Genomic DNA, 17,588 nt, shown 5'->3' with positions numbered 1-17,588 from the left:
CCCCGGCCTCAGGGGCCGAGCAGGCCCGACGCCAGGCCGATGACCACCGGGGCCACCCCGACCGCGAGGAACGCGGGCAGGAAGCACAGCCCCACGGGGGCGCTGATCAGCACCTGGGCGCGGCGGGCCCGGGCGGTGGCGGTGCGGGCGGCTGCGGCCCGCAGCGCGGCCGCGTGCCGGGCGATCGCCTCGGCGGCGGGCGCCCCGGAGGCACCGGCCCGCTCCATGCAGCGGGCAAGACCCTCGGCGCCCGGTATCGCGCCGAACCTCCCCCACACCTCGGCCGGTTCTCCGCCGAGCCGCAGCTCGGCGGCCGTGCGGAGCAGCCGCTCGCCGAGGGGGCCGCCCAGCGACCGACCCACGGCCTCCGCCGCCTCGCCCGGCCCGGCCCCGGCCGAGGCGCAGGCCGCCAGGAGGTCGGCGGCCAGCGGGAGCCGGGCCGCCGCCCGCCGGTCCTCGGCGGACGCCCGGTCGGCCTCGGCCCGCCGCAGCCACCACCGGGCGCCGAACGCCCCGGCCGCGCCCGCCGGCAGCACCGCCACCGGCCCGAGGAACACCCCCGCGCACAGCACTCCCGCGACGACGGAGACCCGGACCGGTACCGGCAGGTCCCGCAGCACCGCCGCCCCGCGCGCCACGACCCGGTGCGGTCCCCGACGCGGCTTCCCGTCGCCCCGCGCCCGCCGGACGGCGCCGGTCCTCCGGGGCGCCGGTCCCGCGCCGGTCCCGAACAGGGCGCCGAGCCGCCGCCGGACGGCCCGGTCCCGGCGGGTCCGCACCAGGAGGAGCCAAGCCCTGCCGAGCGGCCAGCAGGCCAGGACCAGCCCCGCGGCCGTCCGCGTCAGCTCACTCCGCACCGCCGCCCCCGTTCCGTACGATCCGCGCGGCCCACCACAGGCCGGCCGCCTCCAGGGCGCCGCCGAGCAGCAGGCACGCCCCTCCGGCGGGGGTGTGCAGCAGCACCCGCAGCGGCTCGGCTCCCAGGGCCGCGCCCAGCCCGATCCCGGCCACCGGGAGGGCCGCGAGGACGGCCACCGTCGCCCAGGCCCCGGCCAGTTCGGCCCGCAGCGCCTCGCGCCGCTCGTGCTGCTCGCGCAGGGCCGCCTCCAGCCGGTCGAGGCCCGCGGTCAGTCCCGCGCCGCCGTCCACGGCCACCTGCCAGCAGGCCGCGAGCCCGGCGAGTCCTTCGGCGCCCTCCCGGCGGGCCGCCGTCCGCAGCGCCTCCGGGACGTCGCCGCCGAAGCCGGCCGCGGCGAGCACCCGCGGCTCCTCGGGGCCGAGGGCGCCGGTGTGGCGGGCCGCGTAGGCGAGGGCGCGGCCGGGCTGCCAGCCGGCCCTCAGCTCCCCGGCGGCGGCCCCGCACAAGGCCGCCACCTTGCCGGACAGCGCCTCCCGCTCCTCCCGCCGGGCCCGCGCCCGCAGCCCGCGCCGTACGAGCGGCACGGCGGCGGCGCCGGCGGCCAGCGGCAGCGGCGATTCCCCCAGGAGGGCGACCAGCCCGGCCGCGGGCAGGCACAGCCACTCGGGCCGTGCCCTGGCCGCCGCCCACCACCGCGCCAGGGCGTCCCGGCCGGCGGCTCCGTCCGGGGGCGCCGCCGGGCCGAGGAGCAGGGACCGGGTCCGCCGGACCGCCCGGCGCCGGCCGGCCGCCTGCCGGAGGGCGAGCAGGGCGCCCGCGCAGAGGCAGAGCTCCGCCAGGAGGCGGGCGGCCGTCACGGGGCACCGCCGAGGAGCGAGCGGAGCCGGGGCCAGCCCCGGTCGTGCGCGAAGCCGTCGGGGGCCCAGCGGAGCGCGGGGACGGTCCGCACCAGGCCGTCCCGGTCCCGCTCCAGGACGTGGACCTCGGCGATCCGGCGGCGCCCGTCGGGGTCCCGCACGAGGTGGAGGACGGCGGACAGGCCGGCGCCCAGCTGGCTGTGGAGGGCGGCCCTGTCGAGACCGGCGGCCGTGCCGAGGGCTTCGAGGCGGGCGGGGACGTCGGCGGCCGTGTTGGCGTGGAGCGTGCCCGATCCGCCTTCGTGGCCGGTGTTGAGGGCCGCCAGGAGGTCGACGGCCTCGCCGCCGCGGACCTCGCCGACCACCAGGCGGTCGGGCCGCATCCGCAGGGCCTGGCGGACCAGGTCCCTGAGGGTGACGAGCCCGGCGCCCTCCTGGTTCGGCGGACGGGCCTCCAGCCGCACCACGTGGGGGTGGTCCGGCCGCAGTTCCGCCGAGTCCTCGGCGAGGACGATCCGCTCCCGCGCGCCGACCAGGCCGAGCAGGGCCGCGAGGAGCGTCGTCTTGCCCGTGCCGGTGCCCCCGCTGACCAGGTACGACACCCGGGCGTCGAGGAGCGCGCGGAGGATCCGGTCGCCGCCCGGCGGCACCGTCCCGGCAGCGGTCAGCTCCTCCAGGGTGAAGGCGCGGGGGCGCACCACCCGCAGCGAGAGGCAGGTGGAGCCGACGGCGACCGGCGGCAGCACGGCGTGCATGCGGGTGCCGTCGGGGAGCCGGGCGTCCACCCAGGGGCGGGCGTCGTCGAGGCGGCGCCCGGCCACGGCCGCGAGCCGCTGGGCGAGCCGCCGGACGGCGGCGGCGTCGGGGAAGACGACGGGCGCCCGCTCCAGACCGGCGCCCCGGTCGACCCACACCCGGTCGGGCGCCGAGACCAGCACGTCGGTGACGTCGGGGTCGGCCAGCAGGGGCTCCAGCGGCCCGGCGCCGGTCAGCTCGCAGCGCAGCTCCTCAGCGGCACCCAGCACCTCGGCGTCGCCGAGGAGCCGTCCCTGGGCGCGCAGGGCGGCCGCCACCCGGGCCGGGGTCGGCTCGGCGCCGCTCGCCGCGAGCCGCTGCCGCACGGCGTCGAGCAGTCCGGCCCCGCCCGCCCCCGCCGCCCCGTCGGCGCGGGGCGGCGCCACCGTCCCCGTCACGCCGCACCCCCGGTGGGCAGCGCGCACTCCCAGAAGGCGGCGCAGAAGCGGCCGAGCGGGCCCTTGCGGTCGGCGCCCGGCGGTGCGCCCTCGTCCTGGTCGGCGGCGATGCCGGGGTCGTAGGGCATCTCGCCGGCGAGCGGGAGGCGCAGCGCGTCCGCGACCCGGCACTCGTCGAGGCCCGCCGCGTACGGCCCGCGGACCACGGCCCGCAGGTCGCGCACGGCCGTGGCGAGGGCGGTGGTGATCCGGTGGGCGGCGGCGACCGCCCGCAGTTCGCCGGGGACGACGAGGAGGCCGAGGTCGAGCTGGGCCAGGACCTCGGCCCCGGCCCCGTCGACGGAGCGCGGCAGGTCGACCACGACGACCCCGCCCCGGCGGCGGGCCGCGGCGAGCACGGACCGGACGGCGCCGGGCGGCACGGCGCCGGTGGGCTCCCGGCCCCAGCTGAGTACCCGCACCCCGTGGGCGGCGGGCAGGGACTCCTCCAGGGCGCCGCCGGCCAGCCGGCCCCTCGACGCGGCGAAGTCGCCCCACCGGTGGCCCTTCTCCCGCTCGGCGCCGAGGAGCACGTCGAGCCCTCCGCCGAGCGGGTCGGCGTCGACGAGCAGGGTCCGGCGGCCGGTGCGGGCGGCGGCGAGGGCGAGTCCGCAGGCGAGGGTGGAGGCTCCCGCGCCGCCCCGCCCGCCGACGATCCCCACGGTCAGCGCCGTCCTGCCCGCGCCCTCGGCGGCGTCGGCGAGCCGGTCGACGAGCAGGGACTCGGCGTCGGGCAGCCGCAGCACGCTGTCCGCGCCGATCTCGACGGCGAGCCGCCACGCCGCCGGGTCGTCCTGCGCCCGTCCGACGAGGACGACCCCGGGCCGGCGGGCGGCGCCCCGGCAGCGGGCGGCCACGTCCTCCCCGACCAGGACGAGCGGGGGATCGGTCCAGCTCGTCCGCCGCTCGGGCACCCGGTGGTGCACCTCCGGCTCGACGCCGGCCGCGGCGCACAGCCGCAGCAGGTCGTCGAGGAGGGCGACGTCCTCGGTGAGGATCAGCGGCCCCGGGCCGCGCACCCCTTCCCCGCCGTGCCGGGTCCCCCCGTGTTCCGCCCCGCCCGTGCGGGAAGCCGTCGGCTCCTGCATCGCGCACCCCTCTCGTGATTCCCGTGGCCGCGAACTTCGCGACGGGAATCACGGTGGGGCCGCCGGAGAAATCGTGCGGAGACCACCGAAAAACTGTGGACAATCCACCGCCTGTGAATATCTCGACCACCCGTCCGGGGACTCCCCGGAACGCAGCCCCGCGACTACTCTGAGTCACAAGTCAGGGGATCGCCGGGCTGCGGGCGGGTGGTGCACGGCGGCGCGAGAGAAAGGGAGCGAGCGATGGCTCAACGGAGGAAAACGGCTCCGGACATGCGACGACCCCCGCCGGGGGGGAGAGCGGGGGTCGTCTTTCCGGCCGACTCGGGGGGGGAGGAGCCGGGCCGGGTATGCACGGTCGCGAACGATCCGTGACTTCCATGGTGTACCCGAGAGCCTCCTCAGGCAAACCCACGCGCCCCAGCGTACGCCGAATGGCGGGCACCTATGCTCAGCGTTGTGGAAAACCACTCCTTGCCGCGCACAGCCGCCTTCTTTGACCTGGACAAGACGGTCATTGCGAAGTCCTCGACGCTGACCTTCAGCAAGTCCTTCTACCGGGGCGGACTGATCAGCCGCCGCGCCGCCCTGCGGACGGCCTACATCCAGTTCGTGTTCCTCGTCGGCGGGGCCGACCACGACCAGATGGAGCGGATGCGCGAATATCTTTCCGCGCTCTGCAAAGGCTGGAACGTGGCCCAGGTCAGGGAACTCGTCGCCGAGACCCTGCACGACCTGATCGACCCGATCATCTACGACGAGGCGGCCTCCCTCATCGAGGAGCACCACGCCGCCGGCCGCGACGTCGTGATCGTGTCCACCTCCGGCGCCGAGGTGGTCGAGCCGATCGGGGAGATGCTCGGGGCGGACCGGGTCGTCGCCACCCGGATGGTGGTCGGCGAGGACGGCTGCTTCACCGGCGAGGTGGAGTACTACGCCTACGGGCCGACGAAGGCCGAGGCGGTCCGCGAGCTGGCGAAGTCGGAGGGGTACGACCTCTCCCGCTGCTACGCCTACAGCGACTCGGCGACCGACCTTCCCATGCTGGAGGCGGTCGGGCATCCGTACGCGGTCAACCCGGACCGGACGCTGCGCCGCGAGGCGGTCGCCCGGGAGTGGCCGGTGCTGGTGTTCAACCGGCCGGTGCGGCTCAAGCAGCGGCTGCCGGAGTTCCGGATGCCGCCCCGGCCGACGCTGATGGCGGCGGCGGCCGTGGGTGCGGCGGCGGCCACGGCCGGGCTCGTCTGGTACGCCTCCCGGCGGCGCCACCGGGCGGCTGCCGCGGCGGTCCTCGCCGAACGCTGACCGCTTGTCCCGCTTCCGGGCGATCCGGAAAGAGCGCAAGGAAGCGGAGCCAGCACTTTCGCTTACCGGCGGACAGGAGTAGAAAGGAATCAGGCCCGCGAGACCTGGGACATCCGAGAGGATCACCTGTTGAGCATCATGGCCCCACGGACCTGACGCACAAAAACCTGGCACCCACGCGACGTCGACCCGTCGATTACGGGCCAGCCGCACCAGGCGAAGGGCAAAGCACCCCGCCTGATGGGCACATATCGAGGACGCTTGGTAACTGGGTGGACGTGCCAGCGGCGGTACTGATTCTCGGTACCGCCGCAACCCATGTCCGGGGCCTTTCAGGCCGCGCCGCGCTGGAGCGCCTCACAGACCGCCGTCGACTCGCGGACGCCGAGTTCCAGGGCGCGCCCGCAGTGCGCGATCCAGGCGCCGACGCCGTCCGGGGTGCCGGACAGATACCCCTCGAAAGCGGCCGCGTAGGCGGCCCGGCCCTGCTCCGCGTGGCCGACCTCGGCCGGGCAGATGCCCTTCGGGTCGAGACCGCTGCCCTCCAGCACGATCCGCTCGGCGGTCCGGGCGACCAGGCCGTTGTGGGAGGTGAAGGGGCGCAGGGCGAGCAGTTCGCCGTGGACCACGGCGGAGAGGACCAGCGCCGGGGCCTCGCTGCCCCTGACGACCAGCTCCGCGAGGCCGTCGAGACGGGCGGCGACCTCGTCCGGGCCGGGGAGGGGGGCCTCGATCAGCGGCTCGGTCACGGTCTCGCCGGCCTGCCGGGGGCGGCCCGTCGAATCCACGTGCTCACCCGCGGCGACCAGGTGCAGACGGGCCAGCACGCGGAGCGGCGACTGCCGCCAGATGGAGAGCAGTTCGCCCGCCTCGGCGCTCAGGCGCAGGGCGGCGCCGACGGTGCGGGCCTCGGGGTCGGCGCTGAAGTCGGTCCGGCGCCGGACCTCTTCCAGGGCCCAGTCGGCACCGGCCAGGGCGGCCGAGCCGCGGGCGCCCCGGAGGGCGGCCTCGTGAGCGATCTCGTTGCTGCGGCGGCGCATCACGCGGTGGCCGTAGACCCGGTCGACGGCCTTGCGTACGGAGTCCACCGCATCGGCGACGCCCGGCAGGGTGGCGAGGGCGGCCAAGGGGTCAGAGGCGTGCGTACTCATAAGTAGGGAGGCTACGCGCCCGGGCGGCCCGCCCCACGTTGGAGTGGTCTTCTTCATAGACCTTGACCACGATGTGCAGCCGTGCCACTACGCTAGGTGAACATGAAGATCGCTTTCGTCGGGAAGGGCGGCAGCGGCAAGACCACGCTGTCCTCGCTCTTCGTCCGCCACCTCGCCGCCACCGATTCGCCGGTCGTCGCCGTCGACGCGGACATCAACCAGCACCTGGGGGCCGCGCTCGGCCTCACCGAGACGGAGGCGGCCGCGCTGCCCGCGATGGGGGCGCACCTGCCGCTCATCAAGGAGTACCTGCGCGGCAGCAATCCGCGGATCGTCTCGGCCGAGACGATGATCAAGACGACGCCACCCGGGGAGGGTTCGCGGCTGCTGCGGGTCCGCGAGGAGAACCCGGTGTACGAGGCGTGCGCCCGGACGGTCCGGCTCGATCCCGGCGAGGTCCGGCTCATGGCGACCGGCCCGTTCACCGAGGCGGACCTCGGGGTGGCCTGCTACCACTCGAAGGTCGGCGCGGTGGAGCTGTGCCTGAACCACCTGGTGGACGGGGCCGGGGAGTACGTGGTCGTCGACATGACGGCGGGCTCGGACTCCTTCGCGTCCGGCATGTTCACCCGCTTCGACATGACCTTCCTGGTCGCCGAGCCGACCCGCAAGGGCGTGTCGGTGTACCGCCAGTACAAGGAGTACGCCCGGGACTTCGGCGTCGCGCTGAAGGTCGTCGGCAACAAGGTGCAGGGCCCCGACGACCTGGACTTCCTGCGCCAGGAGGTCGGCGAGGACCTGCTGGTCACGGTGGGCCACTCGGACTGGGTCCGCGCGATGGAGAAGGGCCGCCCGCCGAGCTTCGACCGGCTGGAGCCGGAGAACCACCGCGCCCTGCGCACCCTGCGGGAGGCGGCGGACGCCTCGTACGCCCGCCGCGACTGGGCCCGCTACACCAGCCAGATGGTCCACTTCCACCTCCGCAACGCGGAGAGCTGGGGCAACGCGAAGACCGGGGCCGACCTGGCGGCGCAGGTCGACCCCGACTTCGTCCTCGGCGAACCCGCCACGGCCTTGGCTCGCTGACCACGGACCGGGGAACCACCGCCGGACGGAGTCCGGCACAGCCCCCCGAAGCCCGGGAGGCGCCCCCGCGCCGAGCCGCGCGAGCGGGGGCGAAAGAAAAGAAGAGACCGGGGCCGACCTGGCGGCGCAGGTCGACTCCGACTTCGTCCTCGGCGAACCCGCCACGGCCGCGGCACGCTGACCCGCAGGGGCCACCGCCCACTGACGCGCAGGGGCCGTGGCCGGCCGGCTCGCCAGGACTGCGGCCCACCGACCCACCGACCCACCGAGGCCGCCCGGCGGTCGGCGGCCGGCGCCCCCACCGGCGGGGGCGCCGAGGGGGGCCGGCGGGGGGGTCAGCCGCGTGCCGGCTGCTTCGGGGCGGGGGCGGCGGCCGGGTGGGGGGCTAGGAAGGCGGACCAGCCGCCGGCCGGGGCCTCGCCGACCTGGAGGGTGCGCATCTTGGCGATGACCGACGGGTCCTGGGCGTCGAGCCAGTCCGCGAGCTGGCGGAAGGAGACGCACTTGACGTCCTTCTGGACGCAGACCGTGGCGATGGTCTCCTCGATGGCGCGCATGTAGGTGCCGCCGTTCCAGGACTCGAAGTGGTTGCCGATGATGACCGGCGCGCGGTTGCCCCGGTAGGAGCGCTCGAAGGCCTGGACGAGGCCGTCGCGCATCTGGTCGCCCCAGTAGCGGTGCATGCCGGGGTCGCCCTGGGTGGTGCCGGGCGACTGGTTGACCATGAAGTTGTAGTCCATGGACAGGGTCTGGAAGGCGCGGCCCGGGACCGGGACCAGGTGCATGGACAGGTCCCAGAGGCCCTCGTCCTTCTTCGGCCAGATCTGGTCGTTGACCCCGCTGGTGTCGTAGCGGAAGCCGAGCTCGGAGGCGGCCTTCACGAAGTTGGCGCGGCCCTCCAGGCAGGGGGTGCGGGCGCCGACGAGCTCCTTGTCGTAGTCGAAGGGCAGCGGCTGCTCGGCGCGCAGTCCGGCGTTGCTCTTCCAGTTCTTGACGAAGGACTTGGCCTGCCGGATCTCGCTCTTCCACTCCTCCACGGACCAGGTGCCGACGCCGCCGTCGGCGCCGCAGAAGTGCCCGTTGAAGTGGGTGCCGATCTCGTTGCCCTCCAGCCACGCGCCGCGCAGTTCGCGGACGGTGGCACGGATGCCCTCGGTGTCGTTGAAGCCGATGTCGGAGCGGCCCGCGGAGTGCTGCGGCGGGTCGTACATCGCCCGCTTCTCCTCCGGCAGGAGGTACACGCCGCTGAGGAAGTACGTCATGGTCGCGTCGTACTTCTTGCCGACGCCGCGGAAGTGGGAGAAGAGCTTCTGGCTGTCCTCGCCGGCGCCGTCCCAGGAGAAGACCACGAACTGCGGCGGGGCCTCGCCGGGCTTCAGTTTCTTCCAGACGGGCTGGTGGGGCTGGGCCCCGGTGTACGCGGTGGAGCCGTCGCCGATGAGCCGGACGGCGCTCTCCGGCGCGGCGGCGGGCTTCTTGCCGCCGCTCGCCCCGACGGCCGTCCCGCCGCCCGCCCCGGCGCCGGACGCGCCCTCGGCGGCCGGGCCGGAGGGGGCCGGCTCCGAGCAGCCGGCCAGGCCGCCGACCAGGGCGACGGTGAGGGCACCGGCGGCCAGCGCCTTCCTCCGGAACGTTCTTCCTCGCACAGCGGTCGGCATCCGCCCACCTCTCCATCTCCGACGGGACCTTCTGCGGCGCCCTTCCGCGGCGGTCCTTCTCCGACCGACGACCGGGCGGCGTCAACCTCGCACCCGCCCCGCCGGAGCGATGAAACGACAAGCGGCAATGTGCGGCCCATTCACCGGAACCGGTGAACCATTGCCCTGTTTGCCCCGAAAATAATGCCGGAGACTTTACTCTCCATTACGATTCGTTTACTGAGAGTTGAGGTACCCGTTCGGCCTTGAGGAGACCGGATGACCCTCTGCACCCCCAACCGCACCCCCAACCGCCCACGCGTCCAGCGGCCCCACAGCCCGCCGGGCCGCACGGGCCGCTTCCGCCCCGCCGGCGTGGACGTCTCCGCGTCGCTCGCCGTCTTCCTGATCGCGCTGCCGCTCTCGCTCGGCATCGCCCTCGCCACCGGAGCCCCGCTCCAGGCCGGTCTGGTCGCCGCCGCCGTCGGCGGCCTGGTCGCCGGCCGGTTCGGCGGCTCTCCGCTCCAGGTGAGCGGGCCCGCCGCCGGGCTCACCGTCGTCACCGCCGAGCTGATCCAGCGGTACGGCTGGCGCACCACCTGCGCCATCACGGCCCTCGCCGGGCTCGCCCAACTCGCCCTGGCCGCACTGAAGGTGGCCCGCTCGGCGCTCGCGGTCTCGCCCGCGATCGTGCACGGCATGCTGGCCGGCATCGGCGTCACCATCGCCCTGGCCCAGCTGCACATCGTCCTCGGCGGCACCCCGCAGAGCTCCGCGGTGGCCAACGTCCTCGGTCTGCCCGCCCAGTTGGCGGACGCCAGACCCGCCGCGCTCGCCATCAGCGCGCTGACCGTCGTCGTCCTGCTCGGCTGGCCCCATCTGCCGGGCCGCGCGGGCCGGGCGGCCCGGAAGGCGCCGGCCGCGCTGGTCGCCGTCGCCGGCGCGACCGCGCTCGCGGTGGGCGCCGGGCTCACCGTGCCCCGCGTGGACCTGCCCTCCTGGAGCAGCCACGCACTGCCGGGGCTGCCCGAGGGGCCGGTCCTCGGCATCGCCGCGGGCGTCCTGACGATCACCCTGGTGACCAGCGTGCAGTCGCTGCTCTCCGCGGTCGCCGTCGACAAGCTCGTCGCCGCCCGCCCGGACCGGGGCCGGGGCGTCCCGCGCTCCGACCTGGACCGTGAACTGGCCGGTCAGGGCATGGCCAACGTGGTCTCCGGGGCGCTCGGCGGCCTCCCCGTCGCCGGGGTCGCGGTCCGCAGCGTGGCCAACGTGTCGGCGGGCGCGGTGAGCCGCGCCTCCACCATGCTGCACGGCCTGTGGATCGTGCTCGCCGCGCTGCTGCTGGTGCCCGCGATCGACCTGATCCCGCTCGCCGCGCTCGCCGCCCTCGTCATGGTGGTCGGCATCCAGATGGTGAGCATCACCCGCATCCGCACGGTCACCCGCCACCGCGAGGCCGTGGTGTACGCGGTGACGCTGACCGGGGTGGTCCTGGTCGGCATCCTGGAGGGCGTCGCCCTCGGCATCGCCGTCGCGGTCGCGGTCGCGATGCACCGGCTGGCCCGCACCCGGATCACCCGGGAGGAGCGCGAGGGCCACCAGTCGGTGCGCGTGCGCGGCCAGTTGACCTTCCTCGCGGTGCCCCGGCTGAGCCGGGTCCTGCACCAGATCCCCGCGGGTTCGGAGGTGACCGTGGAGCTCGACGGGTCGTTCATGGACCACGCGGCGTACGAGACGCTGAACGACTGGAGGGCCGGGCACCTGGCCCACGGGGGCACGGTCGAGCTGACCGGCCCCGCCGGAGGCCGTATCGCCGGGGCGCCCGCCGACCGCGCCGCCGGCACCGAGCCGGGCGCGGACGCCGGGGCGGACGCCTCCCCGGGTGCCTCGCCGCACGCCTGCTGCCGCCCCTGGACCCCCTGGCACAACCACCAGTGCGCCGAGCCGCCCGCGCCGCCCGCCCCGGAGTCCTTCGAGGAGCCCGTGGCGGAGCCGTCCGCGCCGCTGCCGACGGCGCATCAGCTGGTGCACGGCATCGGCAAGTTCCAGCGGAACACGGCCCCGCTGGTCCGCGACGAGCTGGCCCGGCTGGCCCGGGAGGGGCAGACCCCCGCCCAGCTCTTCCTCACCTGCTCCGACTCCCGGCTGGTCACCAGCATGATCACCTCCAGCGGTCCCGGCGACCTCTTCACCGTGCGCAACGTCGGCAATCTGGTGCCGCTGCCCGGCGAGGAGAGCGGGGACGACTCGGTGGCCGCGGCGATCGAGTACGCGGTGGACGTGCTGCGGGTGCGGTCCATCACGGTCTGCGGCCACTCCGGCTGCGGCGCCATGCAGGCCCTGCTCGGCGCCGGTCCCGAGGACCCGGCGACCCCGCTGCGCCGCTGGCTGCGGCACGGACGGCCGAGCCTGGAGCGGATGGCGAGCCGCCGTCACGCGTGGGCGCGGATCTCCGGCCGGCTGCCGGCGGACGCGGTCGAGCAGCTGTCGATCACCAACGTGGTGCAGCAGCTGGAGCACCTGCGTGCGTACGAGTCGGTGGCGAGACGGCTCGCCGACGGCAGCCTCACCCTGCACGGGATGTACTTCCACGTGGGCGAGGCGCAGGCGTACCTGCTGTCGGACGCGGACGAGGTCCGGGGGTACGACGACGTCTTCGACAGCGTCCCGCCCGCGGTGCTGGCGGCCCGCGCGTCCTGAACCCTTCGCGGCGCGCGTCCGTGAGAGTGTGTGGCCCCTCCGTCCCTCCGCTCGGGACGGAGGGGCTCCCGTCCGTCAAGACGCTCACAGGTCTAAACCAATTCCCCGGAGGCTCTTGTCACCCGGGGCCTCGGGCTGATGAGGTATGACGCGGGACACATACGCACAGAGGACGCCCTGGGAAAGGGAGATGTCGTGAGCAACGAGAGCCTGGCCAATCTGCTCCGGGAAGAGCGCCGCTTCGCGCCGCCCGCCGAGCTGGCCGCGCACGCCAACGTGACGGCGGAGGCGTACGAGCAGGCCGAGGCGGACAGGCTGGGCTTCTGGGCCGAGCAGGCCAAGCGCCTGACCTGGGCCACCGAGCCGACCGAGACCCTCGACTGGTCGAACCCGCCGTTCGCCAAGTGGTTCGCCGACGGCGAGCTCAACGTGGCGTACAACTGCGTCGACCGGCACGTCGAGGCCGGTCACGGCGACCGCGTCGCCATCCACTTCGAGGGCGAGCCGGGCGACAGCCGCGCGATCACCTACGCCGAGCTCAAGGACGAGGTCTCCAAGGCCGCCAACGCCCTGGCCGAGCTGGGCGTCGGCAAGGGCGACCGGGTCGCCGTCTACCTGCCGATGATCCCCGAGGCCGCGATCACGATGCTGGCCTGCGCCCGCGTCGGCGCCGCCCACTCGGTCGTCTTCGGTGGCTTCTCCGCCGACGCCGTGGCCTCCCGCATCCAGGACGCCGACGCCAAGGTGGTCGTGACCGCCGACGGCGGCTACCGCCGCGGCAAGCCGTCCGCCCTGAAGCCGGCCATCGACGAGGCCGTCGCCAAGTGTCCGACGGTCGAGCACGTCCTCGTGGTCCGCCGCACGGGCCAGGACACCGCCTTCACCGAGGGCCGGGACGTCTGGTGGCACGACGTCGTCGAGCGCCAGTCCGCCGAGCACGCCCCCGAGGCGTTCCCGGCCGAGCAGCCGCTCTTCATCCTGTACACCTCGGGCACGACGGGTAAGCCCAAGGGCATCCTGCACACCTCGGGCGGCTACCTCACCCAGGCCGCGTACACCCACCACGCCGTCTTCGACCTCAAGCCGGAGACCGACGTCTACTGGTGCACGGCCGACATCGGCTGGGTCACCGGCCACTCGTACATCGTCTACGGCCCGCTGGCCAACGGCGCGACGCAGGTCATGTACGAGGGCACCCCGGACACCCCGCACCAGGGCCGCGTCTTCGAGATCGTGCAGAAGTACGGCGTCACCATCCTCTACACGGCGCCGACGCTGATCCGCACGTTCATGAAGTGGGGCGACGACATCCCCGCCAAGTTCGACCTGACCAGCCTCCGCGTGCTGGGCTCGGTCGGCGAGCCGATCAACCCCGAGGCGTGGGTCTGGTACCGCAAGCACATCGGCGCCGACCGGTGCCCGATCGTGGACACCTGGTGGCAGACCGAGACCGGCGCGATGATGATCAGCCCCCTGCCGGGCGTCACCGAGACCAAGCCGGGCTCCGCCCAGCGCCCGCTGCCGGGCATCTCCGCCACCGTCGTCGACGACGAGGCGAACGAGGTGCCGAACGGCGGCGGGGGCTACCTGGTGCTCACCGAGCCGTGGCCGTCGATGCTCCGCACCATCTGGGGCGACGACCAGCGCTTCATCGACACCTACTGGTCCCGCTTCGAGGGCAAGTACTTCGCCGGTGACGGCGCCAAGAAGGACGACGACGGCGACATCTGGCTGCTCGGCCGCGTCGACGACGTCATGCTCGTCTCCGGCCACAACATCTCGACCACCGAGGTCGAGTCCGCGCTCGTCTCCCACCCGGCGGTGGCCGAGGCGGCCGTCGTCGGCGCCGCCGACGAGACCACCGGCCAGGCGATCGTCGCGTTCGTGATCCTGCGCGGCACCGCCAGCCAGGACGAGGCGCTCGTCGCCGAACTGCGCAACCACGTGGGCGCCACCCTCGGCCCGATCGCCAAGCCCAAGCGGATCCTGCCGGTGGCGGAGCTGCCGAAGACCCGTTCCGGCAAGATCATGCGGCGTCTGCTGCGCGACGTCGCCGAGAACCGCGAGGTGGGCGACGTCACCACCCTGGCCGACTCCTCGGTCATGTCGCTCATCCAGACGCAGCTGCCCTCCTCCTCCAGCGAGGACTGAGCGCTCCGGCACGTGTGAGCACGCACGGAAGGCCCGCCCCGGCACCGCCGGGGCGGGCCTTCCCGCGTCCCCGCCCCGCCGCGCCCCCGCCGCGTCTCCACCCGACTCCACCGGCCTCCACCGGCCTCCACCCGGCTCCACTCCGGCGCGACGAAAGCCGCATACCTTCCTAAAGTGATCCTCGCCGGACACGCCCCGAGCTCGTTAGGTAAAGTAAAGAACGCGTCAGGAACGCGACAGAAAGACCTAGGTGCGCCGGGAAGTCTGGTCGGCATGTGCTGTGTGCTGCCCACCCGACCGGAGGCCCCTCGTGTCCGACCACCGCACCTTCCTCGGACGGCTCTCGCTCCCCGAGCGCCGCCACCTCACCGACGCCCTGCGCACCGAGACCGTCGGCGGCGTGCTGCTCCTCCTCGCCGCCGTCGCCGCCCTCGTCTGGGCCAACGTCTTCCACGGCAGCTACGAGGCGGTCTCCGGCTTCCACATAGGCCCCGCCGCCCTCGGCCTCGACCTCTCGGTCGAGCACTGGGCCGCCGACGGCCTCCTCGCGGTCTTCTTCTTCGTCGCCGGCATCGAGCTCAAGCGCGAACTGGTCGCCGGCGAGCTCCGCGACCCCAGGGCCGCCGCCCTCCCCGTCGTCGCGGCGCTCTGCGGCATGATCACCCCGGCCCTCGTCTACGTCGTGGTCAACGCCGCGGGCGGCGGCTCGATGGACGGCTGGGCCGTGCCCACCGCCACCGACATCGCCTTCGCGCTCGCCGTCCTCGCCGTCATCGGCACCTCGCTGCCCTCGGCCCTGCGCGCCTTCCTGCTCACCCTCGCCGTGGTCGACGACCTCTTCGCGATCCTGATCATCGCGGTCTTCTTCACCAGCGACCTGAACTTCGCCGCCCTCGGCGGCGCCTTCGCCGGCCTGGCCCTCTTCTGGTTCCTGCTCCGCAGGGAGGTCCGCGGCTGGTACGTGTACGTGCCGCTGGCGCTGGCGATCTGGGCCCTCATGTACAACAGCGGCGTCCACGCCACCATCGCGGGCGTCGCCATGGGCCTGATGCTCCGCTGCACCACCCGCGAGGGCGAGGAGCACTCCCCCGGCGAGCACATCGAGCACCTGGTCAGGCCGCTCTCCGCCGGGCTCGCCGTGCCCCTCTTCGCGCTGTTCTCCGCCGGGGTGACCCTCTCCGGCGAGGCGCTCCGCGACGTCTTCACCCAGCCCGTCACCCTCGGCGTCGTCCTCGGCCTGGTCGTCGGCAAGGCGGTCGGCATCTTCGGCGGCACCTGGCTGACGGCCCGCTTCACCCGGGCCGAGCTCAACCCCCAGCTGGCCTGGGCGGACGTCTTCGCCGTCGCCTCCCTCGCCGGCATCGGCTTCACCGTCTCCCTGCTCATCGGCGAGCTCGCCTTCGCCGACGACCCCGCCCTCGCCGACGAGGTGAAGGCCGCCGTCCTCATGGGCTCGCTGATCGCCGCCGCCTTCGCCACCCTGCTCCTCAAGCTGCGGGTCCGGAAGTACCAGCTGCTCGTCACCGAGGAGGACCGGGACGAGGACGAGGACGGCATCCCCGACGTGTACGAGGAGGGCACCGAGGCGTACCACCTCCGGATGGCGGAGATCCTGGAGCGCAAGGCCGCGGAGCACCGCGAGCGCGCCCGACTGGCGGGGGCACCGCGCGACGGGGCCGACCGTCCGGCATGATCTGAGGCGGACCGTACAAAGAGTCTCGGACCGTACAAGAGGAGAGGGAGAGCGATGAGCGACCCGTTCGACGGAACCGAGCGCAGCCTCGGCCAGCTGGTCGCCTCGGCGACCGCCGAGATGTCCGCACTGGTGCACGACGAGATCGCGCTGGCCAAGGCCGAGCTCCGGCAGGACGTCAAGCGCGGGGCGATCGGCGGGGCCGCGGGCATCGCCGCCGCCGTCGTGCTGCTGTTCTCGCTGCCGCTGCTGAGCTTCGCGCTCGCCTACGCCATCAACACCTGGACCGGCGGCCACAACGGCAACGGCGGCTGGAACATGGTCTGGTGCTTCCTGCTGTCCTTCACCTTCAACGTGATCGTCGCCGGTCTCCTCGGCGCGATCGCCGTCTCGAAGTTCAAGAAGGTCAAGCCCCCGGAGAAGTCCATCGCCTCCGCGAAGCAGACCGCGGCGATCATGCAGAACGTCAAGCCGCACCCCCGCCCGGAGGGCATCTCCGCCGCCGACGCGACGATGGCGAAGGCCCAGACTGTGGCACGCTCGTCCGTATGACCCTCCCCGAGAGCAGCACCCCCGGCGGCGGGCCCGTACGCCTCGACGGTCCGTGGACCCACCGTGACGTCGCGGCCAACGGCGCCCGCTTCCACATCGCCGAGATGGGCGACGGCCCCCTGGTGCTGCTGCTGCACGGCTTCCCGCAGTTCTGGTGGACCTGGCGCCACCAGCTGCCGGCGCTCGCCGAGGCCGGCTTCCGGGCGGTCGCGATGGACCTGCGCGGGGTCGGCGGCAGCGACCGCACCCCCCGGGGCTACGACCCCGCCAACCTGGCCCTCGACATCACCGGCGTGGTCCGCTCGCTCGGCGAGCCGGACGCCGCGCTCGTCGGCCACGACCTGGGCGGCTACCTCGCCTGGACGGCCGCGGTCATGCGGCCCAAACTGGTCCGCCGGCTCGTGGTCTCCTCGATGCCGCACCCGCGCCGCTGGCGCTCGGCGATGCTCTCCGACTTCGCCCAGTCCCGGGCCGGCTCGCACATCTGGGGCTTCCAGCGGCCGTGGCTGCCGGAGCGTCAGCTGGTCGCCGAAGACGCCGAGCTGGTGGGGCGTCTGATCCGGGACTGGTCGGGCCCGCGCCCCGTGGAGGAGGAGGCGGTCGACGCGTACCGGCGGGCGATGCTCGTGCCGTCCACGGCGCACTGCTCGATCGAGCCGTACCGCTGGCTGGTCCGCTCGCTGGCCCGCCCCGACGGCGTGCAGTTCAACCGGCGCATGAAGCGGCCGGTCCGGGTGCCGACGCTGCACCTGCACGGGTCGCTGGACCCGGTGATGCGCACCCGCAGCGCGGCCGGTTCGGGCGAGTACGTGGAGGCGCCGTACCGCTGGCGGCTCTTCGACGGCCTCGGGCACTTCCCGCACGAGGAGGACCCGGCCGCCTTCACGGCGGAGCTCGTCAACTGGCTGAAGGACCCCGAGCCCGACCGCTGAACACGGGGCGCGACCGCGGCCGCACGGGCGTGCGGCGAACGGCCATGTGCCCGGCGCATACTCCGATTGGCGGGCCCCCGGGCGGTTACGGGCCCCGGCCCCCGGGCAGACGTCCCGGTATGGGCTGGACGTACGACTACGGTGACACGGCACGCGACCGCCGCTCCGCCTCCGGGCCGGGCTCCCGCGAGCGGGGAGGTCCGCCGGACCAGGGCCGCGCTCCCGGCGGACAGGTCGGGATCTCCCGCATCCTCAGGCGGCGGGCCCGCTGGGTCTCGGCCCGGCTGCGGCACCCCCGCGACACGGCTTGAGCCGCGGCTCCCCGGCCCGGCCCGATCCGGAAGG

At 74.5% G+C, this 17,588-nt stretch carries 14 protein-coding genes; 8 read left to right on the top strand and 6 right to left on the bottom strand.

The annotated features are described in order from the left end of the window. Positions 1-8: 8 nt before the first annotated feature. Genes IE326_RS13625 through ssd form a run of 4 tightly spaced genes read right to left on the bottom strand, consistent with a single transcriptional unit; the run spans position 9 to position 4,036 of the window. A complete protein-coding gene (locus IE326_RS13625) occupies positions 9-857 on the bottom strand; it encodes a type II secretion system F family protein (protein WP_373310189.1) in 849 nt (282 codons plus the stop codon). Further along, the gene (locus tag IE326_RS13620) at positions 847-1,716 is read right to left on the bottom strand and encodes a type II secretion system F family protein (protein ID WP_229915324.1); all 870 of its coding nucleotides are present in this window, start codon (positions 1,714-1,716) and stop codon (positions 847-849) included. The genes IE326_RS13625 and IE326_RS13620 overlap by 11 nt, the downstream gene beginning before the upstream one ends. Next, a complete protein-coding gene (locus IE326_RS13615; RefSeq protein ID WP_229915323.1) occupies positions 1,713-2,909 on the bottom strand; it encodes a TadA family conjugal transfer-associated ATPase in 1,197 nt (398 codons plus the stop codon). The genes IE326_RS13620 and IE326_RS13615 overlap by 4 nt, the downstream gene beginning before the upstream one ends. After that, a complete protein-coding gene (ssd, locus tag IE326_RS13610) occupies positions 2,906-4,036 on the bottom strand; it encodes a septum site-determining protein Ssd (protein ID WP_190041626.1) in 1,131 nt (376 codons plus the stop codon). Before ssd ends, IE326_RS13615 begins: the two co-directional genes overlap by 4 nt. Before the next feature lie 447 nt (positions 4,037-4,483). Between ssd and IE326_RS13605 the strand changes: the two genes are divergently transcribed. After that, positions 4,484-5,341 carry an HAD family hydrolase gene (locus IE326_RS13605; protein ID WP_150229161.1) on the top strand — a complete coding sequence of 286 codons (858 nt, stop codon included), beginning with the start codon at positions 4,484-4,486 and terminating at the stop codon, positions 5,339-5,341. Positions 5,342-5,673: 332 nt separating this feature from the next. Here the strand turns inward: IE326_RS13605 and IE326_RS13600 are convergent, their stop codons facing one another. After that, the gene (locus IE326_RS13600) at positions 5,674-6,492 is read right to left on the bottom strand and encodes a Fic family protein (RefSeq protein ID WP_150229163.1); all 819 of its coding nucleotides are present in this window, start codon (positions 6,490-6,492) and stop codon (positions 5,674-5,676) included. Positions 6,493-6,594: 102 nt separating this feature from the next. Here IE326_RS13600 and IE326_RS13595 point away from each other — a divergent pair, with 102 nt between their 5' ends. After that, the gene (locus IE326_RS13595; protein ID WP_150229165.1) at positions 6,595-7,578 is read left to right on the top strand and encodes an ATP-binding protein; all 984 of its coding nucleotides are present in this window, start codon (positions 6,595-6,597) and stop codon (positions 7,576-7,578) included. Between the two features lie 335 nt (positions 7,579-7,913). On the opposite strand, the gene IE326_RS13590 is transcribed toward IE326_RS13595, so the two are convergent. Then, positions 7,914-9,236: a polysaccharide deacetylase family protein gene (locus IE326_RS13590; RefSeq protein WP_150229167.1), complete on the bottom strand. Its 1,323-nt coding sequence runs from the start codon at positions 9,234-9,236 to the stop codon at positions 7,914-7,916. 258 nt (positions 9,237-9,494) lie between these two features. Between IE326_RS13590 and IE326_RS13585 the strand changes: the two genes are divergently transcribed. The 6 genes from IE326_RS13585 to IE326_RS40630 all read left to right on the top strand — a co-directional run bounded on the left by IE326_RS13585 (position 9,495) and on the right by IE326_RS40630 (position 17,554). Then, positions 9,495-11,915, top strand: coding sequence for a bifunctional SulP family inorganic anion transporter/carbonic anhydrase (locus tag IE326_RS13585; RefSeq protein WP_190041625.1), 2,421 nt, complete (start codon positions 9,495-9,497; stop codon positions 11,913-11,915). Positions 11,916-12,053: 138 nt separating this feature from the next. Beyond that, positions 12,054-14,066, top strand: coding sequence for an acetate--CoA ligase (gene acs / locus IE326_RS13580; protein WP_190041624.1), 2,013 nt, complete (start codon positions 12,054-12,056; stop codon positions 14,064-14,066). A 310-nt stretch (positions 14,067-14,376) separates the two neighbouring features. After that, on the top strand, positions 14,377-15,759 hold the full coding sequence (gene nhaA, locus IE326_RS13575; protein ID WP_229915322.1) for a Na+/H+ antiporter NhaA: 1,383 nt from the start codon (positions 14,377-14,379) through the stop codon (positions 15,757-15,759). Positions 15,760-15,813: 54 nt separating this feature from the next. Then, positions 15,814-16,311, top strand: coding sequence for a phage holin family protein (locus IE326_RS13570; RefSeq protein WP_150229174.1), 498 nt, complete (start codon positions 15,814-15,816; stop codon positions 16,309-16,311). Further along, positions 16,308-17,243 (top strand): alpha/beta fold hydrolase, encoded by a 936-nt coding sequence (locus tag IE326_RS13565; RefSeq protein ID WP_150229176.1) that lies wholly within the window; start codon positions 16,308-16,310, stop codon positions 17,241-17,243. Before IE326_RS13570 ends, IE326_RS13565 begins: the two co-directional genes overlap by 4 nt. Positions 17,244-17,362: 119 nt before the next feature. Further along, complete coding sequence (locus tag IE326_RS40630; RefSeq protein WP_150229178.1) at positions 17,363-17,554, top strand: hypothetical protein; 192 nt, start codon at positions 17,363-17,365, stop codon at positions 17,552-17,554. Positions 17,555-17,588: the final 34 nt, after the last annotated feature.

Source organism: Streptomyces filamentosus (assembly GCF_014654895.1).
Taxonomy (GTDB): Bacteria; Actinomycetota; Actinomycetes; order Streptomycetales; family Streptomycetaceae; genus Streptomyces; species Streptomyces filamentosus.
Note: the sequence above shows the minus strand (reverse complement) of the source record. Positions and strands in the feature narration are given on the sequence as shown.

What these genes read in the sequence shown, in the direction of transcription:
- ssd (WP_190041626.1), bottom strand. Translation starts at nt 4,036, where the DNA reads ATGCAGGAGCCGACGGCTTCCCGCACGGGCGGGGCGGAACACGGGGGG.
- IE326_RS13605 (WP_150229161.1), top strand. Translation starts at nt 4,484, where the DNA reads ATGCTCAGCGTTGTGGAAAACCACTCCTTGCCGCGCACAGCCGCCTTC.
- IE326_RS13600 (WP_150229163.1), bottom strand. Translation starts at nt 6,492, where the DNA reads ATGAGTACGCACGCCTCTGACCCCTTGGCCGCCCTCGCCACCCTGCCG.
- IE326_RS13595 (WP_150229165.1), top strand. Translation starts at nt 6,595, where the DNA reads ATGAAGATCGCTTTCGTCGGGAAGGGCGGCAGCGGCAAGACCACGCTG.
- IE326_RS13590 (WP_150229167.1), bottom strand. Translation starts at nt 9,236, where the DNA reads ATGCCGACCGCTGTGCGAGGAAGAACGTTCCGGAGGAAGGCGCTGGCC.
- IE326_RS13585 (WP_190041625.1), top strand. Translation starts at nt 9,495, where the DNA reads ATGACCCTCTGCACCCCCAACCGCACCCCCAACCGCCCACGCGTCCAG.
- acs (WP_190041624.1), top strand. Translation starts at nt 12,054, where the DNA reads ATGAGGTATGACGCGGGACACATACGCACAGAGGACGCCCTGGGAAAG.
- IE326_RS13570 (WP_150229174.1), top strand. Translation starts at nt 15,814, where the DNA reads ATGAGCGACCCGTTCGACGGAACCGAGCGCAGCCTCGGCCAGCTGGTC.
- IE326_RS13565 (WP_150229176.1), top strand. Translation starts at nt 16,308, where the DNA reads ATGACCCTCCCCGAGAGCAGCACCCCCGGCGGCGGGCCCGTACGCCTC.
- IE326_RS40630 (WP_150229178.1), top strand. Translation starts at nt 17,363, where the DNA reads ATGGGCTGGACGTACGACTACGGTGACACGGCACGCGACCGCCGCTCC.